This window comes from Thalassoglobus polymorphus (assembly GCF_007744255.1).
Taxonomy (GTDB): domain Bacteria; phylum Planctomycetota; class Planctomycetia; order Planctomycetales; family Planctomycetaceae; genus Thalassoglobus; species Thalassoglobus polymorphus.
Map to the genome: position 1 here is coordinate 1,593,090 of NZ_CP036267.1, position 20,912 is coordinate 1,614,001.

At 50.1% G+C, this 20,912-nt stretch carries 15 protein-coding genes; 5 read left to right on the forward strand and 10 right to left on the reverse strand.

Translation table 11 applies throughout. The features are described 5' to 3' along the window. Positions 1 to 154: 154 nt before the first annotated feature. Positions 155 to 976, reverse strand: coding sequence for a sterol desaturase family protein (locus Mal48_RS05940; protein WP_145197062.1), 822 nt, complete (start codon positions 974 to 976; stop codon positions 155 to 157). Between the two features lie 316 nt (positions 977 to 1,292). On the opposite strand from Mal48_RS05940, the gene Mal48_RS05945 reads away from it, so the two are divergent. The 3 genes from Mal48_RS05945 (at position 1,293) to Mal48_RS05955 (ending at position 5,113) form a co-directional block, all read left to right on the forward strand. Then, positions 1,293 to 2,273, forward strand: coding sequence for an aldo/keto reductase (locus Mal48_RS05945; protein WP_145197064.1), 981 nt, complete (start codon positions 1,293 to 1,295; stop codon positions 2,271 to 2,273). 189 nt (positions 2,274 to 2,462) lie between these two features. Continuing rightward, positions 2,463 to 3,437, forward strand: coding sequence for a TauD/TfdA family dioxygenase (locus tag Mal48_RS05950; RefSeq protein ID WP_145197066.1), 975 nt, complete (start codon positions 2,463 to 2,465; stop codon positions 3,435 to 3,437). Between the two features lie 335 nt (positions 3,438 to 3,772). Beyond that, positions 3,773 to 5,113, forward strand: a complete 1,341-nt coding sequence (locus Mal48_RS05955) for a DUF1501 domain-containing protein (protein WP_145197068.1) — start codon at positions 3,773 to 3,775, stop codon at positions 5,111 to 5,113. Between the two features lie 98 nt (positions 5,114 to 5,211). On the opposite strand, the gene Mal48_RS05960 is transcribed toward Mal48_RS05955, so the two are convergent. From Mal48_RS05960 to Mal48_RS05980, 5 genes are all read right to left on the reverse strand, one after another. Further along, positions 5,212 to 5,772 carry a hydrolase gene (locus Mal48_RS05960; RefSeq protein ID WP_145197069.1) on the reverse strand — a complete coding sequence of 187 codons (561 nt, stop codon included), beginning with the start codon at positions 5,770 to 5,772 and terminating at the stop codon, positions 5,212 to 5,214. A gap of 114 nt (positions 5,773 to 5,886) precedes the next feature. Beyond that, positions 5,887 to 6,699, reverse strand: coding sequence for an enoyl-ACP reductase FabI (locus Mal48_RS05965; RefSeq protein WP_145205800.1), 813 nt, complete (start codon positions 6,697 to 6,699; stop codon positions 5,887 to 5,889). 283 nt (positions 6,700 to 6,982) lie between these two features. Continuing rightward, the gene (locus Mal48_RS05970) at positions 6,983 to 8,716 is read right to left on the reverse strand and encodes a hypothetical protein (RefSeq protein WP_145197072.1); all 1,734 of its coding nucleotides are present in this window, start codon (positions 8,714 to 8,716) and stop codon (positions 6,983 to 6,985) included. A 55-nt stretch (positions 8,717 to 8,771) separates the two neighbouring features. Beyond that, complete coding sequence (locus Mal48_RS05975; protein ID WP_145197074.1) at positions 8,772 to 9,890, reverse strand: aminopeptidase; 1,119 nt, start codon at positions 9,888 to 9,890, stop codon at positions 8,772 to 8,774. Positions 9,891 to 9,952: 62 nt separating this feature from the next. Next, positions 9,953 to 10,693 carry a sugar phosphate isomerase/epimerase family protein gene (locus Mal48_RS05980; protein ID WP_231739929.1) on the reverse strand — a complete coding sequence of 247 codons (741 nt, stop codon included), beginning with the start codon at positions 10,691 to 10,693 and terminating at the stop codon, positions 9,953 to 9,955. 371 nt (positions 10,694 to 11,064) lie between these two features. On the opposite strand from Mal48_RS05980, the gene Mal48_RS05985 reads away from it, so the two are divergent. Next, complete coding sequence (locus tag Mal48_RS05985; protein ID WP_145197078.1) at positions 11,065 to 11,550, forward strand: hypothetical protein; 486 nt, start codon at positions 11,065 to 11,067, stop codon at positions 11,548 to 11,550. A gap of 429 nt (positions 11,551 to 11,979) precedes the next feature. On the opposite strand, the gene Mal48_RS05990 is transcribed toward Mal48_RS05985, so the two are convergent. Further along, positions 11,980 to 13,029: a nucleoside monophosphate kinase gene (locus Mal48_RS05990; RefSeq protein ID WP_145197080.1), complete on the reverse strand. Its 1,050-nt coding sequence runs from the start codon at positions 13,027 to 13,029 to the stop codon at positions 11,980 to 11,982. Between the two features lie 553 nt (positions 13,030 to 13,582). Then, positions 13,583 to 14,179: a DUF2628 domain-containing protein gene (locus tag Mal48_RS05995; RefSeq protein ID WP_145197083.1), complete on the reverse strand. Its 597-nt coding sequence runs from the start codon at positions 14,177 to 14,179 to the stop codon at positions 13,583 to 13,585. A gap of 538 nt (positions 14,180 to 14,717) precedes the next feature. On the opposite strand from Mal48_RS05995, the gene Mal48_RS06000 reads away from it, so the two are divergent. Further along, positions 14,718 to 16,625: a B12-binding domain-containing radical SAM protein gene (locus tag Mal48_RS06000; protein WP_391601804.1), complete on the forward strand. Its 1,908-nt coding sequence runs from the start codon at positions 14,718 to 14,720 to the stop codon at positions 16,623 to 16,625. A 391-nt stretch (positions 16,626 to 17,016) separates the two neighbouring features. Here Mal48_RS06000 and Mal48_RS06005 read toward each other — a convergent pair whose 3' ends face one another. After that, positions 17,017 to 17,733: a M48 family metallopeptidase gene (locus tag Mal48_RS06005; protein WP_145197085.1), complete on the reverse strand. Its 717-nt coding sequence runs from the start codon at positions 17,731 to 17,733 to the stop codon at positions 17,017 to 17,019. Further along, positions 17,733 to 20,876, reverse strand: a complete 3,144-nt coding sequence (locus tag Mal48_RS06010) for a type I restriction endonuclease subunit R (RefSeq protein ID WP_145197087.1) — start codon at positions 20,874 to 20,876, stop codon at positions 17,733 to 17,735. Before Mal48_RS06010 ends, Mal48_RS06005 begins: the two co-directional genes overlap by 1 nt. Positions 20,877 to 20,912: the final 36 nt, after the last annotated feature.

Consider the following 20,912-nt stretch of genomic DNA (forward strand, 5'->3'; position numbering starts at 1 on the left):
TCCCCCAGCCGATATAACCCGCCCATGCAGTTCGGTTAGCAAGCTGCGCATATCCATGTTCAGAAAAATGAACGCGAATGGACCAACATTCTTTGGTCGACTGTCCGCTGGAGCAGAGCTTCGTCCGAAAGCGTCTCCAGAAAGCAGTGCCTGATTACGACTCCGGATTTGTAGGCTGTTTTGGAGTGACAAACGGCGTCTTCAGCATGCCAGGGATTGTTTGCCAGTTCTCTTCGGTCATTTCATCAAGGCCCAACTCAAGCCCCTCGTTGCCATCTTGACGTTGGCGATATGTGAGGCCGAGGCGATCCCAGAGAGATAAGAACACGGAATAGTTCGAGTCGGTCTCTGGTTGGTATCGAGAGTGGTGGACCTTGTGCATTCCTGGCGTGACAATGAACCATCGCAGTACCGTCTCAAATTTCCCGATCGAAATGTTGGCGTGATGAAACATTGTGGCGATAACGACAATCGTTTCCGAAACGAGAATTTCAAACGCTGTGACACCCAAGAGAGGAATAAGACCGAGTCGAATTCCTGCTGAAGCGATCAACTCGCCAAGATGGAAACGCGTCGCTGTTGTGACATCCATCGCAGGATCAGAATGGTGCATGCGGTGGAATTTCCATAGCAGCGGAATGCGATGATTGAGGCGATGCCAAATGTACAACCAACTATCGAGCAGCAGAATTGCAGCCAATATTCTCCAGGGGGATGGAATCTGACTCCAGCTTAAGAGCCCCCATTGATTGACCTGCACCCAATTGGCCACAGAAACCGTGGCGATTCCGAACAGAGTCGCCATGATCAAGGTGTTCATCAATGCAATTGCAGCGTTTCGACCGGCGTGTCTCCAGCGGTTTTCCTGAAACTTAAAGAAGGGAAAGAGCGTCTCCCATGTCCAAAAGAGCCCGAGACAAACCGCAGTCATCACAGGTTTGGCAAGACTCTCCAGATTATTAAAATCGATCGTCATGAGTCTCTGATTTTTCGAGGGAAACAAGTGGACGGCAGTCAGTCAAATAATAATGAGTGGCTACCCCAGGACCAGACTGGATCTCAATGAGATCATGATTTCAGGTATTGAACTCAAACATGGGGCTTCAAGATGTAAGCTTCCATACAGTTGAAGTCCCGCCGATCAAAATCTCGAATGAAGTCGTTGCAGGATTTTTTCGGTAGAGTTGTGTTCATCAGATGGTGTGAGAGTCTATACTGGACCGCGAATTGGATTTGCGATTTCGTCTGTGAATTCGAGATGACGCTATAAGTTTGGAAATAAGTTCTGAGACATGTCTGAAATGATAACCCTCCCTTCTGGAGACCAGATGCCATCTGCTGGTCTTGGTGTCTGGAAGATCGATCCTTCTGAAGTCGGTGCAGTCGTCAGTACGGCAATTGAACTCGGCTACCGGCATCTTGATTGTGCCTGTGATTATGGGAATGAAGAAGGAGTTGGGGATGGAATACAAGACGCAATCGGAACAGGAGTTTGTTCACGAGATGAGCTTTGGGTCACGTCAAAACTTTGGAACACCTATCACGCTCCTGAACACGTACGTCCCGCTTTACAAAAATCGCTCGCCGATTTAGGTCTTGAATATCTTGATCTGTACTTGATGCATTTTCCCATTTCGCTGATGTACGTGCCGATCGAGTCACGTTATCCCCCCGGCTGGATTTTCGATCCGGATGCGGAACATCCCCGGATGGAATTCGCACCAGTTCCGATACATGAAACCTGGCAGGCCATGGAGGAGCTTGTGACCGAAGGTCTGGTCAAGAATATTGGAGTCTGCAACTTCTCGACCGGACTCATTCGTGATTTACTCAGTTCTGCCCGGATTCGCCCGAGTGTTCTGCAGGTTGAACTGCATCCATATTTGACCCAGGAAAAGCTGCTGAGGTACTGTCAACAAGAGGAGATCGCAGTCACGGGTTTCTCTCCGTTGGGAGCTCTTTCATACGTTCCAATCGGAATGGCAGAAAAGAAAGAATCGGTTCTGGAAGAGGATGCCGTAATCAAGATTGCTGAGCGTCTAGACAAAACGCCAGCTCAAGTGGTCTTGCGTTGGGGAGTCCAGCGGGGGACTTCTATTGTTACAAAAACCAGTAGCAAAGAACGTCTCAAAGAAAATTTGAACATCTTTGATTTCGAACTGACTGAAGAAGAGATGCAGGCGATTTCTGAATTGAATCAGAATCGACGATTTAACGATCCAGGAGAATTTGGACCGGCAGCCTTTGATACTTTTTGTCCGATTTATGATTAGAACCGGTCCGAAAACTTCTGGAATCGCAGCTCCTCTCAACGTTTGAGAGAGCAATCTCAAGTTCCTGATCAGTTACAGAGTCGTTTGCGCTCGAGTCTGCCCGTAAGAACTGCTTCACCATTAAGGTTGCCGTTCACCACGAGGCAGCGTCCGAAACCCTCATTCGAAAATGCTAGAAAAAGAGTTGTTATGAACGTTCAAGAACTTTCGATCGACGGACAATTTGAATCAAACGGAAAGATTTTTCCGCTCATTCTGGAATGCCAGGATGCTGACGTCAGCTTGGAGCAGACGCAAGAGTGGGTGGCAGCCAATGCTCAAAATTTTGATCAGCAAGCGTTCGAGCACGGAGCGATTCTGTTTCGTGGTTTTCCTCTTAAGGATGCGAATGGTTTCGACGCCTTCGTTCGTGCCTGTGGTTATCCGAACTTCAAGTATGAGGAGTCACTTTCGAATGCTGTGCGTGTCGTGAAAACAGATCGAGTTTTCACCGCGAATGAAGCTCCTTCGAATGTGACGATCTTCCTGCACCATGAAATGGCACAGACGCCGATTTATCCAAGTAAGCTCTTCTTCTTTTGTGAGCATGCAGCGGAGACCGGTGGAGCGACGCCATTGTGCCGGTCGGATGCGTTGTTTGAACTGATGCTCAAGGAGATTCCGCAGTTCGCTAAGGATTGCGAAGAGAAAGGTTTGCAATATACGAACGTGATGCCCAGCTTCGATGACCCGAACTCGGGGATGGGACGCAGTTGGCAAAGTACGTTTCGTTCGCAGGCAAAAGAGGAAGCCGAAAGTCGAATGCTCGAGCTCGGCTATACCTGGGAATGGCTGGACGATGGTAGCTTGAAAGCGGTCACTCCAGTCTTGCCTGCGGTCCGAGATTTGGGTGACGGGCGGAAGACCTTCTTCAATCAATTGATCGCTGCGTATAAAGGTTGGAAAGATGAACGCAACGACCCTTCAAAATCAATCCGCCACGGCGACGGTTCGATTTTGGATCAGGAAGCTGTCCTGAAATGTGCTGATCTTGCTGATCAAGTCACATTTGATGTCCCTTGGCAAAGTGGCGATGTCGCGCTGGTAGATAATTTTGTCGCCATGCACGGTCGTCGGAATTTTACAGGAACACGCAAAGTTTTGGCCTCATTGGTGGCGTCATAAGCCCTCCATTCCCGTTCTATCGCAAGCTCAACAGCTGGTGATAAACTGGCCTTCTTTCTCAACGTTGGAAGAGTTTGAATTCTCATGTGTCGGTGGAGGACACTTTTCACCAGCGAAATGGCTGTTCGCTTTGAAACAGACCGACGGAAATTCAACAAGGCGTATTGATCTCGGTTGAAGAGATTGCTGAATCGGTAAAAATTGATGTTGAGGTTCCCATTTGTCCGATCAATGAACTATGATGTATGGTCGCCTCGCCTTGATCTCATGCTTGACGTGCAGTGGTCAACGATTGTTGTAATCCCCCGACCTCCCACCAAATAGATCAATTCGCCATGCTTTCGATTACTGGAAAAAGCAAACCACTTTGTGATGGCTTAACCCGTCGAGAAGTGCTCCAGATTGGTGCGCTCTCATTAGGTGGGCTCACGCTTCCAAATCTGCTGCGAGCAGAACAGCAGGCGGGTATTCGAAATTCGAATAAAGCGGTCATCATGATCTACATGTGCGGGGCTCCACCGCATCAAGACATGTACGATCTGAAAATGGACGCCCCATCAGAAATTCGAGGAGAATTTCAGCCGATTGCGACCAATGTTTCCGGGATCGAAATTTGTGAACATATGCCGAGAATGGCATCGATCATGGACAAGTGTGTTCCGCTGCGGTCAGTTTATGGCTCACCGAATGGGGCTCATGATTCTTTCATTTGTTACACCGGTCGGCCCACGCAAAATCAACCATCTGGCGGTTGGCCGTCGATGGGGGCAGTGGTGAACAAAGTTCTGGGACCGAAAAACGCAGCTGTCCCGGCTTTTGTGGGACTGTCTCCAGATACTGGTCATCCCCCATATGGCTCTCCCGGATTACCGGGATTCCTTGGTGTCGGAAACGCAGCCTTTCGTCCATCGGGACCAGCTCGGAAGGATATGGTCCTCAGTGACATCTCCGTTGACCGGTTGGACAACAGAAAGAATCTACTTCAAGGGTTCGATCAGTTACGTCGAGATATTGATGCAAGCGGAACATTGGACGGGATGGACAGCCTGAATTCGCAGGCGTTCGACATCCTCACTTCGAGCAAATTAGCTGACGCTCTTGATGTCACCAGAGAGCCACAAGAAATTCGTGATCGCTACGGTAAAGGGAGCCCCAAACGCTATGGCGACGGGGCACCAATGGACTTGGAACATTTCCTCGTGGCGCGCCGGTTGATTGAAGCAGGCGCACGGGTGGTCACGCTCAACTTTGGTCGTTGGGATTTCCACAGCAACAACTTCAAAGGGCTCAAAAGCGGGCACTTGCCATACTTCGACCAAGGCTTGAGTGCATTGATTGAAGATCTCCACGATCGTGGACTGTCTGACGATGTTTCTGTGATTGCCTGGGGCGAGTTCGGACGGACTCCGCGAATCAACAAAGATGCTGGACGCGATCACTGGCCAGCTGTCGGTGGTGGACTTCTCGCTGGTGGTGGAATTCGTACAGGTCAGGTGATTGGAGCTACTGATCGCCTGGGAGCGGAAATTGCAGATCGTCCCGTTCACTTCAGCGAAGTGTTGGCGACTCTGTATCGTAGTCTGGGAATCGACCCTGATGCCGCTTTCCTGAAAGATCTCTCAGGACGTCCGCAATACCTGCTCGAGAAAACAACACCGATGCCGGAGCTCGTTTAACAGATTCCAATTCTTTTCATGCCCGTGAAAAGCGAGTTTCTCTAATAAAATTGCTGTTCGCCACGAGGCAGAGCCTGCAAACCAATTCGAAAGATGCTCTAGCTGCGACCGGTGATGATGCGGCTGATCTGTTTGAATTCGTCCGTCCCAGCGACTTCGCACCATTCGAAGAGGACCATTTCCGTGGTCACCAGCTGGACGCCAGAGTCCGCCATGCGCTTAAGTCCGAATTCGTAGTCGGTTCGGTTTCTGCTGGTGGCTGCATCCGCAACGACGAAGACTTCGAACCCGTTTGCCAACAGGTCAAATGCTGTCTGCAGGACGCAAACATGTGCTTCGATCCCAGCTAGAACAACCTGATATGGTTGATCGGATGCGGTCCCTTGTTTTGCCCATGCAAGCGTTTCTGAGCAACTGAATCGCATTTTAGCAGGGCGTTCAGCAATGAGGTCCGCGAGCGTGTCAACAGTTCCACCAAGCCCTTTGGGGTATTGTTCTGTCGCATCAACCGGGACTTCAAGAACGTTTGCACCGCGAACGAGTTTGAGACAGTTCGAAATCACTGCCTCTTGTTCTTTCATGGCAGCCAGCAGTTTTTCCTGCATGTCCACGATGAGCAGACGACTCGATGTCGCTGTGAGCAACTGGGAGCTTCGCATGTTGAGAAAAACCGTTCGGGGGAGAAAATCAATCGCAGCTGTGTTTCAAGATGTTTCGTTCCCAAGTTGGAGCTTGGGAACGAAACGTGAAAATGTCCTGCGGAACAGAACCGCCTAAGCTTTGTCGAATGCGTCAGTTGGCGGAGCACCCATGCAGTGATAACCGGAGTCGACATGCAGGATCTCTCCGCTGATTCCACTGGCATGATCGCTCAGCAGAAACGCAGACGCTTTCCCAACTTCTTCAGCAGTGATGTTTCGACGAAGCGGGGAGAATGTTTCGTAAAGTTGGAACATCTTTTTGATGTCTCCCACTCCACTGGCACTCACAGTTTTGACTGGGCCAGCACTGACTGCGTTCACGCGAACACCTTGCGGGCCGAGTTCGTGAGCAAGGTAGGTGACTGCGCTTTCGAGAGCCGCTTTGCACAAACCCATCAGGTTGTAGCCGGGAACCACTGTTTCACCGCCAAGATAACTCAGTGTGAGAATACTTCCACCCTCGTTCAGAATCGGTTTTGCCCGACCTGCCATGGCGATCAAGCTGTAGGCACTGATCTCCATGGAAAGTTTGAAGCCGTCGCGGCTGACGTCATAAACCGGGCCGGTGAGGTCTGCTGGTGGTGCGAAGGCGACGCTATGCAGAACGAAGTCAATCTTGCCGAATTCTTCTTCGGTTTTCTTGAAGACAGCGTCAAGATCTTCATCTTTGGTGACATCACAAGGGATGACAAACTTGCCACCAAGCGGTTCAACGAGTTTACGAACCTTCTTTTCATTCTTTGGGCGAGCAGCATCCTTGTCAGGCAGGTGAGTGAAACCGATTTCCGCACCTTCTTTGAAAAGCTGTTGTGTAATCGCCCAGGCGATGGAGTGATCGTTCGCAATTCCAACGACCAGTCCTTTTTTTCCGTCAAACAATCCCATTGCAATTCTTTCGATGTATTCAGGTTCGGGCATGTGTTGAGATCATCTCCGAAAACCGAAGTGTTGAAGTCTTTTCTTGGTGTTCTTCTCTGTGTTTTTTCTTAGTGATTGAGAAGTCAACCTGAGGTTTTCAGATCAGATCTTAAGAGAAACTCATGCGTGAATCCGCAAAATAACTGAGTTTCTGCCGCGCTTCAATCAGAGAAGGAGACTTCGCTCAATATCCAGAAAAAAATCCGCAGTCGCCAGGCGACTGCGGATTCAGAATTTACGAAAATTTTGTCTATTTCGTAGGCTTGAGACCGAATTGAACGGAGTAAGCCCCTTTTTCAATCGGTTGGAGATAACTGAACGTTGGAGTCAGGTATTTCTCAATTTTCTCGAACGGTGGAAGAACTGAGAAGTCGAATTCCCCTTCGGTTGCAGCGTCGTATTCTCCCAGGCGAAGTTTTTCGTAAGGATCACGCAGCGTTGACTTAGGCGATTGAAAAGAGAGCATCGAGACCTTTGCAGGAAAGTGTTTCTGCCCACGTTTGAATTCTGCGGAGTCCTTGAGAGCATCCCCGCCAGCTTTTCCTTCGACAACTTCCCAGAGCCGGTCCATTTTCGATGCGAGAAAGATCTGGCCATCCTGAATGGTGATCGCGATTTCAGCGTCATCTGGTGTGATGACGCTGTAGGCACGGTTTCCACGAATGTCGTGCTCTTGAACTTCTCCAGCCGACTCAACGGCGGCTTCAATCAATTTCCAGGCTTTGTCCTCATCCGTGACTCCAATTGAGATCGCGAATTGAACATCAACGTCTGCATCTTCGAATTTCTGTTTGTAGTAACCTTGCAGTTTCCCTGAGAGAACATCTGCAATATCTCGCTTGAGATGCAAGTTGTCCTGATTGGCCTGTCGGGTGAGGTCGGTCACCTGGCGATCAAAGGCACCTGGTCCCATGAATCCGTCAACGACAGCTTCAAGAGCCTCGTAAGCACCTGAGACGTTCCAATCTGTCGCAAAGAACTGTGTGACATCGGCGGGAACCCAGGAAGGGACACCTTCGATGGTTTCACGCAACTCGAACATTCTTAAGATCCCAGAAGCTGGTCGATCGACGTAAATCATCGACTTGGAAACGATGTTGAATTCGTCCGCATCCAGTTCCATGGTTGAGCCACTGGCTTTCAACCGATTCAGACCAAGAGTTGGCAGGTACAAAGGAATGAGATTCACAAACGGCTTTGCCTGAGGAACAAGTTCCAAAGCAGCAGTGGTCAACCCGATAGGATTGACGTACCAAATTGTGTCAGGAGTCGAGCCATCAGTGGTAGCACATTGTTTCAGAATCGCAGAGTAGAATTCGTCTTTTGCAAATGTCTGGTCACTTTTCCCATCCCAGAGGTCGAGAACCGACTCAGCCAATGATCGTGAAGAGGTCAATACAAATTGACCATCCTTCATGAAGTATGTGATGTCGATTTCCGAGTAGTCAGGATGCTCTGTTGTGATCGTGTAGTAGTTGAGTTTCGTTTCAGCGTACTCTTCAGTCTGTTTTTCGAAGCCTGTTTCATCGTTAATCCCCTGATCGGAAAGTTCAATCAACCGATCCACGATGTCCTGATGGTCACCGTATTCAAGGAAGATGACAGCTCCGAGTGGTTGACCAATGGGGCGAACGATTGAGATTGTGGCATCGCCAGCCAGCAGGGCGGCGAGATCACTCAGCGGCATGCCGAGTTCAGATTCAATTTTTTCGAGTCCTTCGCTGGCTTCTTCTTGAAATTTCTCGAGAAGTTGGACGCGAAACTCTTCGAGTTCAGGGCTATTGATCAGTTGCCCATAAGAAGTGTTCTTAAAGGCTTCATAAGTCGCTGGGATGTCTGGTGTTGCTCCATAGAGCAGCACACCTGGTGGAAGCCGATGATCGGATCGGACATTGTCCTGAGCAAAGAGCTCCGCCGACAACAATGCTGTCAGGCCCAATGCACAGACTATTGCCATTGAAGCCGATTGAATCGAAACACGCATTTCTAAAAATCCTTAAGGGTTGATTGGTCAACAACTGAGAACGCTCTGCGAAGCATTACCCCAGGCCAACATTTAAAGGTTGCAGGTTCTCTGGCAGAAAACGACCGTTTTCGCGAATTAGTTTGCCGTCGAACCAGATTTCTCCGCCTCCGTATTCCGGAGTTTGAATAAGCACGAGATCCCAGTGAACACGGCTGCGATTCCCGTTGTCGGCGCTATCATAGGCATTCCCCGGAGTCAGGTGCATTGATCCGCCGATTTTTTCGTCAAAGAGTGTGTCCATCATCGGGTGCTTTACGCGATTATTGCAGCCCAGCGACCACTCACCGATGTAGCGTGCTCCGGGATCTGTATCAAGGATTTCATTCAGACGTTCCGTTTGTCCGGTGCAGGTTGCGTCGATGATTTTGCCATCTTTGAATTCGAATCGAATATTCTCAAAGACAGTCCCCTGATATCGAGATCCGGCGTTGTACTGGATGACACCATTCAGGCTATCTCGCACGGGAGCAGTGAAAACTTCTCCATCGGGAATATTTCTTCCGCCAGAGCAGGGGACGACCGGGATCTCCTTGATCGAGAATTTCAAATCTGTTCCTGGACTTTTGATGTGAACTTCATCGGTTGCCAGCATTAATTCTTTCAATGGCTCTTGCGCCACTCCCATGGCTGCGTAATCGGCAGTGCAAACATCGAAGAAGAAATCTTCGAACGCTGCTGTACTCATGCGAGCAGACTGGGCCATCGAGTGCGTGGGATAACGCAGCACGACCCATTTGGTTTTCGGGACACGGATATCAATATGGACCGGCTGCCAGATAGATTCGGTCATCAAGTCCATCTGCTCGCCGGGAACGTCTGCAAATTGGTCGCTGTTGGCTGCTCCACGAATGCCGATATAAGCGTCCATCTGCTGCATCACATTCGCTTCAAGTTCCCCAACAAGCTGCAAGGAGGCCTTGTCTCCGCTGGCGTAAAGTGAACGAAGGATTTCGTTGCTTTTCCAGGAGACGACGGGCAATCCGCCGACAGCGCGGGCTTTCTCAACCAATTCACAAACAAGGTTCGACTCTGGTAAGTCGAAAGCCTCGATCAGAATTTTCTCACCTGCTTGCAGCTGACAACTATGCTGAATGAGGACATCTGCCAGGGCAGAAATTCGGGGATCTTTCACAGCCAACCTTTCTTGAAACGCCAGGACTCAACCTGTTGGCCGATCTGCGATCTCAGAACGCCCTACAGTAGTGAGTCAATCAACATTCGCAATTTACGCAACTCCAGCGTTCGTTGCTCTTTGTCCATCTCGTCCGGGAGGAGTTCCACGGAGAGTGCCCGATCATAGCGGTGTTTTTCGAGTTGCGAAATCAACCGGGCGTAATCGACTTCACCCAGGCCAACCTGAACTTGCAACTGCTTCTCGGTGGAGTCTCGCAGGAAGACGTGGCTGGTGTAGCCGGTGACGAGTTCGAGTGTTGTTTCAAACTTTTCTTCACCCAGGAAGTAGCTGGGGTCGAATCCCAAACCAAGACCATCCACGGACTGGCATAATTCAACAGCTGTATGGGCATCTTCAGAAAGTCGCCCTCGCTCGGTTCGAATTGCAACGCGAACACCCTCTTTCGATGCCGCAGCCACCAATGTTTTCAAACGGTCAATTTCCGAATTGAAAGGCGTTCCCACAACTTCTGAAGGAATATTGATCTGCGTCACACGCAAAGCCTTGGCAAGTTTGCAAAGCTCGGTGAACGGCTTTAATTCGATTGCGTTCGCAAGTGTGAGTGCCACCGGTGTTAAACGAGTTCGGTCTCGCAGGTGGGCATGAAACTCATCCGGGGAGCTTGCCAAATATGAAGGTTTCAAGGCTCCGTTTTCATCCAGATAAATCTCGACTTTGTCATATTCGAGATCATTAATCAGCGTTAGAGCTTGCCAGAAATCCAATTCTGAAAAGCATCTTGTCGATGCAGCCACAAACACGCATTCACTCCCTTGCAACATACCTGTCCCACCAGATCCTATGACTCTGGACACATTCCAAAGCATCAACAAGAAGTCGCGCAAGCTGCGCGAGTGGTAGGGCTAACGTACTCTATTCCGGTTAGCGAAATACTGCAAGATCGTCAAAACCTAGGTCTTGCATCAGTTGTCCGATTCTCACAGATTCTCCGTATTTTAAGGGACGGTATGCCGATAATCGATGTAAGGAGAACAAAGAGTTTCTCCAAGTGGCAGATTTTGCCACGAAAGATATCTCAAGTCACGGTTCCGAAGCGCATCAGGCAATTTACGCCAGAACGCTCAGAGTCTGATCCAGGGGCGGGAGCCTCAACAAACTGAGGACGGCACACATGAAACGAATTCATCTCTTGGCGATGGCAGTCTGCCTCATCCCGGCAGTGACGGCAAACGCTCAAAGTCAACGGCAAATGCCACAGCAATTTCCACAACAGTTCCCACAGCAAAACCAGCAGTTGCAAAGCCAGCAACCGCAAATTCAACAAACCCGGGGCATTAAAGCCCAAGTGGAAAAAGTGAATGATGCAGTGGCAGACGCTTATGCACAGCAGCATGTGAATGCAAATTCCTTCTCTGGGCACGTTTATAGCGGTGGAGGAGGACAGTATTACGGTGGGCATGGTGGAGCCGCCAACTACTACGGGGGTGCATACTGCCAACAGTACGGGTGCGATCTCAACTGCTACCCACGCCACAACTACACTTATGGATACCAACGCCCAAAACACTTGGTCTATCCACAGCAGAACGCGACCGGTGGAGCTGTTGTCTATCCGTATTACACACACAAAGGCCCCAGCGATTTCTTTCGTAAATAAAAAATTGCGAAAGTCGTGAAAAACAAAAGAGCTCACCAGTCGATCCTGACCGGTGAGCTCTTTGTGTATTGATACGATGCAGTTTTCAAGAAATTGAGCGCAAAGCAAACCCGGTGGAAAGACGCCCACTCTCATTTTTTCTGGATGGGCAGGGGGCTGGTTCTACCTCATGGCGAACAGTGAATTTACTGGTGAAACGTGATCGCCGCAGGCTCATTCTAGAACACTTTCGTGTTTCTTGTGTCCGTGTATTGAGCGTCTTGTCAGGTGGTTGGCTGTGTGCCACGAGACAGGACTGCGATACCTTTATCAAAACCGCTCTGGAACTGGTTTCGTAACTTGCTGTTTACTTCTCTGGTACAGAGAAAGGTCGCAATTCCACAGGTTTTGAGACTGCTTGCAGAACAAACTGCTCTTTTCGTGAAAAGTTCACGACTTCTGAGGCTCGGGGTACGGTCTCAGGCCGAGAAGTATTTCGGTTCGTTCCGTGTACGGTTTGGCTGTGAAGGCTTGGTCAGTGTGCTCAGCGAGGTGGCTCTCGACAAGTCTGTAGACAGCTGGTCGGTCCTGGCTGGTGTCAATTTCAATGCACTTGTTTTTGTTTTTGAAGAGATCAACGGTCGGGAGCGTTTCTTCATTGAATGTGTCGAATCTCAACTTCATGCTTTCAACATTGTCATCGCTTCTCCCAGAATACTTGGCACGACTTAGAATGCGTTTTTCGAGCACCTCATAAGGACACTCAAAGTACAGCATTTTAGGAAGTTCTGTCTCCCGGCCGAAGATCTCGTACCAGCCTTCGAGATTCGCGAGCGAGCGCGGGAAGCCATCGAGAAGAAAATTATTCTTACCGGTGGTTCTAGTCACGGTCTCCATCGCGTTTTTGAGGAGCGTCACCACGATTTCATTCGGAACCAACTTTCCTGATGTAATGAAGTCTTCAATGGTGACAGCGGTCTCTCCACCCGCTTCGCGTTCTTTGCGAAGGAGTTCCCCAATGGACAGGTGAGTCCAGCCAAGTTGAGCTTCTGCCAGTTCGCACATCGTCCCTTTTCCAGTCCCGGGACCTCCAAGAACGAAAACGACATTCGGTTTTGGGCAGGGCAGGCGAGGGTCAAAGTGATGGATCACAACTTTCGGTGCCGGAGCAACTCCCTTTTTGTAGACATGCCATTCCTGGTCGGTCGGAGGCATCTCATCATCAGAAGTGATGTCGTAGGCAAGATGACCGTCCAGTCGGCAAATTCTCCAGGAGTTGTAGCTGTTCGAGTAGGAAAGGGCAGGGCTTCTGGCACATTTCCCATCAGCTCGATCCCAAGCCATCTTCCCGTTCCAATAGCCCAAACTGGAGAGAGTCCCGGATTCTGACTCGGCAGGCGGTGCCGTTGACGGAACGAAGAGACCATCCACTTCAGGGAGGCCTGCCCCTGAAACTTCAATAAAGAATGTATTCGGTTTGAGCTCGTTTGTTTTGGCCATGATTTCTTTTTTATCAATCGGTGATGCCTGGAATTGCCTTCGACGTTGTAGAGAATCCATGTCGACCAGACAACCACCGTCGCGACAAAAGAACAGGTCAGGAACGAACTCGTTTCCTCTGCGAAAAAGTGATTTCTTCGATCGCTTGTCGGTGAAGATCGCTCTCACGGCTGCATAGAGAGTCGGGCCCCAGCCAGAACACGAACATTATTTCCGAAATGCTTTTAGAGCATCTTTCGAATTGGTTTGCAGGTTCTGCCTCGTGGCGAACAGCCTTTTTACGAGAGAAGTGCGTTGTTCACGGGCAAACGGCAGAGCAAACTGCTCTAGCCAGTGGCCCAGCGAATTCGGCACGTTGCGATTTGTCATAAACCCGGACTTTGGAGAGACTTCGGAGTGCCTGAGAACTGGTCGGCCTTCGCAGCTCAAAACTCATTGTCCAGTTTTGATTCTCAAGTTTCTCCGGCTGTTACTCAGGAGCCATTCCGGAAACTTGTGAGCTGGGGACTCTTCTCAGTCTTTCAGAGAGCAAATTCGGGTTGTAGGGGCAGATCTAAAAATCTTCTGGAGAGATCACCACCAACGCTGCGATCATTGCGATGATGAACAGGAAGAACATCCCAAACCCCGAGAGTAGGCTTGTTCCTCCTCGTTGTTGCAGGAGTCGCCGAACAGTTTCGTCGTCATCATGCTCGGAGCGAACTTCATCAATGATCTTTTGAGAGTGCGAAAGATACCAGGTGTTGGCATACATCCCGATCACGATGGACGTTCCTAGTCCAATGACTCTGTCCAGAATTTCAGAAATGTCGGGGCGATTGAGAATCTTTAACAGGATGACCTCCTGAAGAATCGTTTCCAGAATGATAAAACCGTAAAACAAAAATGTGATGAAATACATTTTGCGGTACGGCAGCCAAATTCCTGAAAACAAAAATGCCACAAAATTGAAGCCAGTCTTCTGATCTCGGCCTTCGAGAACGGACTCCCATTGCTTGTAATAATAGGCCCACTTATTCCCGACGAATGCCCGCAAATCTTTCTTGACGCTGGAGTCTTCCTGCGGTTCGGAGTCCTGAGTGATCGCTGAGGCCGGTGCGGCCGGTGCGGCAAATGGGTTTTCGGAATCCGTTGAGAAATCATCAACCATCGATGCCCTTTCGTGAAGGTCCTGTGAGGTCCGTGTTCCTTCAGTCTGTCACGCCATAAGCAGAGGTGACGACCAAATAATGATAACGAAGTGCCCCTCAGCCAGCTATACTATGCGAGTATTCAACCAAAGTTGCTGAGAGATCGCTTTGAGAACTTTTGAAAATGAAATCCGCAATCTCCCTTTATGTTTGCACACGATTGGATTGTGGTGTTTTATTGTGAAAGGGAGCATCGATGGCACAAGAGGAGCAGTGAACGTTCACTTTTCTTAAGCTTCGGTTGTGGAAACTCTCATTGGGTCGTGGTTTAAGCGGGATCAGCTACACTCTGAGCCTGGTACTTGTTGGACTTGCCAACACGCTTTGCGCTTTCTGTTTATAGAACCAGCCCGGAAACTTTTTGAATGAGCCTTTCTCACTGTTTGAGCGAGCAAGTTCAGGTTTCAGGATCGGTTCTGAACTTATCATCACTGGCATGAATTTTACTTGAACCAAATCCATCAAAACTCACCGCGAGTCCTCTCTGTCATCCCGCCGATGACTCAGTTGAACACTCCGTATCCATCGACTGCATACCTGACCGGGTTTCTACGTTCCCGCGGAGTCGATGCCGTTCAGGAAGACCTGGCACTGGCATTAGTGCTAAAGCTGTTGTCATCGACAGGGCTGCAAAGTATTTTTCAGCAGCTCGAGGCAGACTCAAATCAAACTCTTCTCGTCAGAAAATTCTGCGAACAATCTGACAAATATTTCGCCACGATTGATCGTGTCATCGCTTTTCTTCAAGGTCGTGACCCCACGTTGGCACATCGAATTAACAGTCGCATGTTCCTCCCCGAAGGTTCTCGGTTTGACTCGTTGGAAGTCTATGAAGACGAGGATGATGGAGGTGATCCTCTCGGGTGGGCGTTTGGTTCGCTAGGTGTTCAGGATCGTGCCAGACATTTTGCGACTCTCTACCTCAGCGACCTTGCCGACGTCTTGCGTGAAGGAATTGATCCACGGTTCGAGTTTGTTCGGTATGCCGAATCGCTGGCAGCCAGTCAGCCGACCTTCGATCCTTTAGCTGATGCATTGTCCGCACCGATGAATCTCGTTGACAGGATTTTGCGAGACCTGACGCTGTCTGCCGTTTCTCGACATCTCCCGAATATCGTGCTCGTGTCGGTTCCGTTTCCCGGGAACGTCTATGCAGCATTCCGAATCGCTCAGACAATTAAATCCGAACACCCCAATGTCATCACCGTTCTGGGTGGCGGATTTGTGAATACAGAATTGCGAGAGATTACTGAAGCTCGCTTGTTCGACTATTTTGATTACATCACGCTGGATGATGGAGAACGTCCTCTTTTGGCGCTGCTGGAACACCTTCGGGGCGAACGACCACGAGATCAACTGGTGCGAACATTCGTGCGAGAACCTGTGCGAGAACCTGATTCGACGTCCAGCGACTCTGGTGTCGTTCGATACATTAACCACCTGGAACCAGATGTCCCATTTGCGGAAGTCGGCACACCGACTTGGGATGGTCTGCCAGTCGATCAGTATTTATCGACGTTGGACATGCTCAACCCGATGCACCGGTTATGGTCGGATGGTCGCTGGAATAAATTGACAGTAGCTCACGGCTGCTATTGGAAGAAGTGCAGCTTTTGCGATGTGACACTCGACTATATCGGTCGCTATGACGGAGTTGCAGCCACAACTTTGGTGGATCGCATCGAAGCGATTATTCAAGAAACCGGACAGACAGGTTTTCACTTCGTAGACGAAGCCGCACCACCGAAAGCACTGAAAGCGATGGCGGAAGAGCTGCTGCGCCGCAACGTGACCATCTCATGGTGGGGGAACATCCGCTTCGAAAAATCATTCACTCCCGAATTGTGTGAACTGTTGGCAGACAGCGGCTGCATCGCGATTTCGGGCGGTCTGGAAGTTGCCTCGGACCGACTGTTGAAGCTAATGAAGAAGGGAGTCTCGGTTGATCAAGTTGCACGTGTGACGCGAGCCTTCACCGATGTCGGCATTCTGGTGCACGCTTACCTGATGTATGGGTTTCCGACACAAACTGTGCAAGATACCGTCGATGCCTTGGAATATGTCCGGCAGCTGTTTGAGGAAGGCTGCATTCAGTCCGGCTTCTTCCATCGCTTCACCTGTACGGTTCACTCACCAGTGGGAAAAAATCCTGAAGAGTACGGCATTCAACTCATTCCACTGCCCGAGGTCTCCTTCGCAAAGAATGACATTGATTTCATCGACCCCACAGGCGTCAATCACGACTCCCTCGGCGTGGGACTCAACAAGGCACTTTACAATTTCATGCATGGAGTCGGGCTGGACTCCGATATCCGAAGTTGGTTCGAGAGCAGAGTCCCGCAATCACGAGTCAAACGAAACTTCATAGCCCGAGCACTCAACCAAAAAACACCACAACGAAGATAAAAAAGAGCAGACCAAACCCGAGCGACAGACCAATGAGCCGGATCAAGTCTTTACGATCAGATCAAAGAGAAATCGGCAGCAGAAAACCAGAGAACTGCACAAACAAAAACCGGTAGTCGTAAGCAACGACTCGATAACCAGTTATGTCAATTAGCCCGACCAGGATTTGAACCTGGACTAAAAGAATCAGAAGCTAAGTCTCAAACTACTGCACCATCACGAATACCGCATTAATAATGCAGTTTATCGAAACGGGAAGAGTTTTCAATCCGTTTCACATCCTTTCGACGAATCCCAGAGGATTTCAACGAAATCGGGTAGTAAAGGGTAACGATGTGGTAGAAAGTGGTAGATTCAAATTCTACCTCTTGAATTCGAAGTGCCAATTCCCTCAACTGTCCCACTGCTCAAATGTAAGTGGAAGTTCATTGAGTTCGATCCGGGCTTCACGCCAGTTCGGGTAATGTTCATTGAGGATCGCGATAAAGTGATCGTTGTGAGTTGGTTCAATCAGGTGTGCCATTTCGTGGACGATGACATATTCGAGCAGGTCTTTTGGTTTCTTAACGAGTTCGGTATTTAGTCGAATGTTGCCAGCCTGGTGATTACACGCACCCCACTTTGTTTTCATGCGTTGCAGGAAGTATCTTGAAACCTCAACACCCAGCTTGGGTTCCCATTTCCTGATCAGTGGTGGAATTGCCTTGTGCAACAGTGACTTATGCCAGTCGTGCATCACCTGATGCCGTTTCGCCAAATCACTGCCAGGCCGTATAGTCACAGTGATCCGTTTGTGATCCAGTGTCACAAAGGGTTTAGTCTCCTCGTACAGGATTGTCATCAGATGACGACGTCCCCAGACGTAGTGACTCTCGCGTTCAACAAACAGCCGTGGAGTTTCTCTCGCCTGGTTGTCTAACGTCTGCTTTTGCTGATTGATCCAGCCCAGCTTAGAGATTGCATAAGCTCGCGCAACATCCAATCGCGTTGCGGTGGGTGCAACCAGTGTGACACGACCGTCCGGCGGGTGGACGGAGAGGTGGACGTTCTTCACGTCCTTGCGCGTGACAAGAATCGAGATGTCGCCAAGTTGAATGGTCTCGCTCATCAATACCCCGACTGGTTCTTGATAATCTCAAAAATTGCCTGCGTCGCTTTTCGATCTCGCGACAAGATCGGAAACAGGGCGTTGAGGACCTCCTTCTCACGGGGTTCATCCCCTTTCCATCCGGCGGGTGCCTCGCTCTTCATGGCCTGGTCAATCTTCAGGGCGAGTTCAGCTTTCTCGACTTCGTCAGTGGGACACTGAAAAGTTGTCGCGGGAATGTCTGCCAGATTGCCAAAGAGCACGATTGCTTCTGGATGCCCATTCAGACTCGAAGGGTGGTTCCCAGTGTTCTTCTTCCCCAGTTTCTTTGCTAACTCCTCAGCCTTCTTTAAGAACGCCTCGTAGGACTCAGTGTCGTCGCGTTTCTGCTTGATCAGATCATCGAGGAGTTGTGACATCTCACTGTAGAATCTGGGATCGGTGAGTTGGTCGCGAATGATGGTCTTGCGAACATTGTTGATAATCCCTTCAGCGACGGCATTCTTGGATAGCTTTCCCTTGTCATTCAGCTTTTTGGCAATGGCATCATGAATCCCGGTTTCGATGATCGACTCCGTGAGAGAAAGAGAGCTCAGATTGCCCAACCCTTCCGCCATGTCGGACTGAATGTAGGTGTTGATCAAGTGTCTCATATCCGCTTCGTACGGTTTGATGTCTAATTCTTCCCCCGAGTGCTTTTTGATTGCCGACCGGACATCGGTGTAGAACTTAGTCTCCTTTTCAAGAGTTGCTATCTCGGAGGTGGAATACCCAGCATCGTGAAGATTTTGTGAAACCGCAGCGTATGCTCGCAGAAACGTCACCACGGACTTGTAGAATGAAATGCGTAGCGGTTCTGTCTCGATCAGTGCCGTCGGTGAATTGGCGTCTCCACAGAAGTAGTGGAGATACTGCTCCATCTCTCGTGGTTGCGGCACGGGTTCACAGAGATAGCCGAGTGCCTGACGAGCTGTGTCGAGTCGTTTCTTGCCCTCGGCCTTCCAGTCCTTCAAGGTGACATTGGAATCTTCGTCACCGTCTTCGGTATCGAGTTCGTCACTCGTGTAAACCGCGATTGCCTCCTGGACGTCCTCAAGCAGTTCTTTGTAATCGACGATGTGACCGTACTCTTTGTCGTCGCCATCCAGCCTGTTTGTGCGACAGATGGCCTGAAACAGGTTGTGATCGTACAGTTCATTGTCGAGGTAAATGTATGTGCAAGAGGGTGCGTCAAATCCGGTCAGCAACTTGCTGACAACAACCAGCAGCTTCATATTGGCCGGCTCATCTATGAACTGCTGCTTGGTTTTGTCCTCATACTGCTTCGTCGACTGACCATCGTCGAGCACGTGATCGGTATATGTGTCGAACTTGTACCGTTCATCGCTGTTGGCAGGCTCGCGCGAGATCGCGTTGTGATTGGGCTGGAACGATGTGATGATCCCGCAATACTTTCCGAAACTCGTGTTCTGAAACAGCCGGAAGTAGTGGCAGGCATCATAGATCGACGCGGCCACCAGAATGGCGGTCCCTCGATCATTGTTCAGCCTCGGCTTCAAAGCAAAATCTTGAATAATGTCAGCGATGATTCGCTGTTTGCGTTCGCCAGCGCTCATTAACTCTTCCATCGTAGCCCAGCGTTTTCTGAGCACGGCACGCTGAAAGTTATTCAGTCCCCGTGTTTTCTGATCAAACCATGCGTCGATCGCAGCCTGATTGGTCAGTCGTTGGGGCACGGTCCGGGCTTCATACTTCAAATCCAGAATCACCTTGTCCGCGACGGCTTCGTGGAATTTGTAGGTGTGGATGTTGGTGCCGAACACATCACGTGTCATCTGCTTGTCTTTACGCAGAAGCGGTGTGCCCGTGAAGCCGATGAAGATCGCATTCTTCATCCAACGCTTCATCTGCTTATTCATGTTGCCGCCTTGAGTACGGTGGCATTCATCCACGAAAATGTAGAACCGTCCGTGAACCGGGGGGGCAGCAATCTTCAGGTCTGGCTCAAATTTATGGATCAGCGCGCACAGCAAACGCGGTGTCGTTGAGGCCAGTTTCGTCAGGAACTGCTCTCGCGATGTGATTCGAGGTGAAGGTGATTCTTCTCCGATCACTCCTGCATTGCGCATCACGCCTTCGATTTGTTTATCCAACTCGTCACGATCAGTGATGATCAGGACTCGGGCATCAGGATCATGTTCCATCAGCCACTTCGCTATCAGAACCATCAGAATGCTCTTGCCGCTCCCCTGCGTGTGCCAGATGACCCCTCCTTCTTCCTGTCGGATGCGTGTCTGTGCAGCTTTGACTCCATGATACTGATGGACGCGGGGAACCTTCTTCTGGCCTCCGTCAAAGATCATGAAATTACGGATCAGGTCGAGCAGCCTGGACTTCTCGCACATTTCCGACAACGGTCGATCGAGTAATGCACCCACCGCGTGTTGCTCAACGGAATAGGCAACATTTTGCTCACCAATACTACCGGCTGAATCGTCAGTCGCTTTGTCGTTACCGGCCTCCGTTTTCCAGGCCGTAAAAAACTTCTCAGGCGTGCCGGTCGTCCCATAGCGTAGACCCTGGGAATCACTTCCAGCGAAAACCAACTGCACCGTGCTAAAGAATCCCTTATTGAAAATTTCTTCCTGATTGGTAATCAGCTGACGCACCCCGTCGCCGAGCTCGACCGAACTACGTTTCAGTTCGATAACACCAATCGCCACTCCATTGATATAGATGACCAGGTCCGGTCTGCGTTCGTAGCCACCCCGCAAAGTGACCTCTTCGGCAATTGCAAAATCATTGCGATCAGGATACTCCCAGTCGATTAGATGGACCGTATCATGTGACGCTCCGGCTGCCGTCTGGACCTGCACGCCATAACGCAACAGCTGGTAGGTCCGCATGTTGGCCTGATAGAGGCTGATGCCCGTTGTGTCCGCAGCCGTTTCCAGCTTCTGGAGCGCAGCAGAAATCTGAACATCAGAGTAGCCACGCGACACCAAATTGTCGCGAAGATACTTCCCCTCGATTGGTCTGTTGCTTTCACGCTTGTCCCATTCCCCCAGGTACCGGTATCCAAGGTAGCCGGGGTGCGACGGTTCAGTGAATAGTTTGACCACGCGGTTCTGCGTGTGGCGTTCTGATCGAGGTTGTTCAGGCATATGAGTCTGTATCCAAATGGCTTGCTGCGTAAACGC

What these genes read in the sequence shown, in the direction of transcription:
- Mal48_RS05940 (WP_145197062.1), bottom strand. Translation starts at nt 976, where the DNA reads ATGACGATCGATTTTAATAATCTGGAGAGTCTTGCCAAACCTGTGATG.
- Mal48_RS05945 (WP_145197064.1), top strand. Translation starts at nt 1,293, where the DNA reads ATGTCTGAAATGATAACCCTCCCTTCTGGAGACCAGATGCCATCTGCT.
- Mal48_RS05950 (WP_145197066.1), top strand. Translation starts at nt 2,463, where the DNA reads ATGAACGTTCAAGAACTTTCGATCGACGGACAATTTGAATCAAACGGA.
- Mal48_RS05955 (WP_145197068.1), top strand. Translation starts at nt 3,773, where the DNA reads ATGCTTTCGATTACTGGAAAAAGCAAACCACTTTGTGATGGCTTAACC.
- Mal48_RS05960 (WP_145197069.1), bottom strand. Translation starts at nt 5,772, where the DNA reads ATGCGAAGCTCCCAGTTGCTCACAGCGACATCGAGTCGTCTGCTCATC.
- Mal48_RS05965 (WP_145205800.1), bottom strand. Translation starts at nt 6,699, where the DNA reads ATGGGATTGTTTGACGGAAAAAAAGGACTGGTCGTTGGAATTGCGAAC.
- Mal48_RS05970 (WP_145197072.1), bottom strand. Translation starts at nt 8,716, where the DNA reads ATGCGTGTTTCGATTCAATCGGCTTCAATGGCAATAGTCTGTGCATTG.
- Mal48_RS05985 (WP_145197078.1), top strand. Translation starts at nt 11,065, where the DNA reads ATGAAACGAATTCATCTCTTGGCGATGGCAGTCTGCCTCATCCCGGCA.
- Mal48_RS05990 (WP_145197080.1), bottom strand. Translation starts at nt 13,029, where the DNA reads ATGGCCAAAACAAACGAGCTCAAACCGAATACATTCTTTATTGAAGTT.
- Mal48_RS05995 (WP_145197083.1), bottom strand. Translation starts at nt 14,179, where the DNA reads ATGGTTGATGATTTCTCAACGGATTCCGAAAACCCATTTGCCGCACCG.
- Mal48_RS06000 (WP_391601804.1), top strand. Translation starts at nt 14,718, where the DNA reads ATGACTCAGTTGAACACTCCGTATCCATCGACTGCATACCTGACCGGG.
- Mal48_RS06005 (WP_145197085.1), bottom strand. Translation starts at nt 17,733, where the DNA reads ATGAGCGAGACCATTCAACTTGGCGACATCTCGATTCTTGTCACGCGC.
- Mal48_RS06010 (WP_145197087.1), bottom strand. Translation starts at nt 20,876, where the DNA reads ATGCCTGAACAACCTCGATCAGAACGCCACACGCAGAACCGCGTGGTC.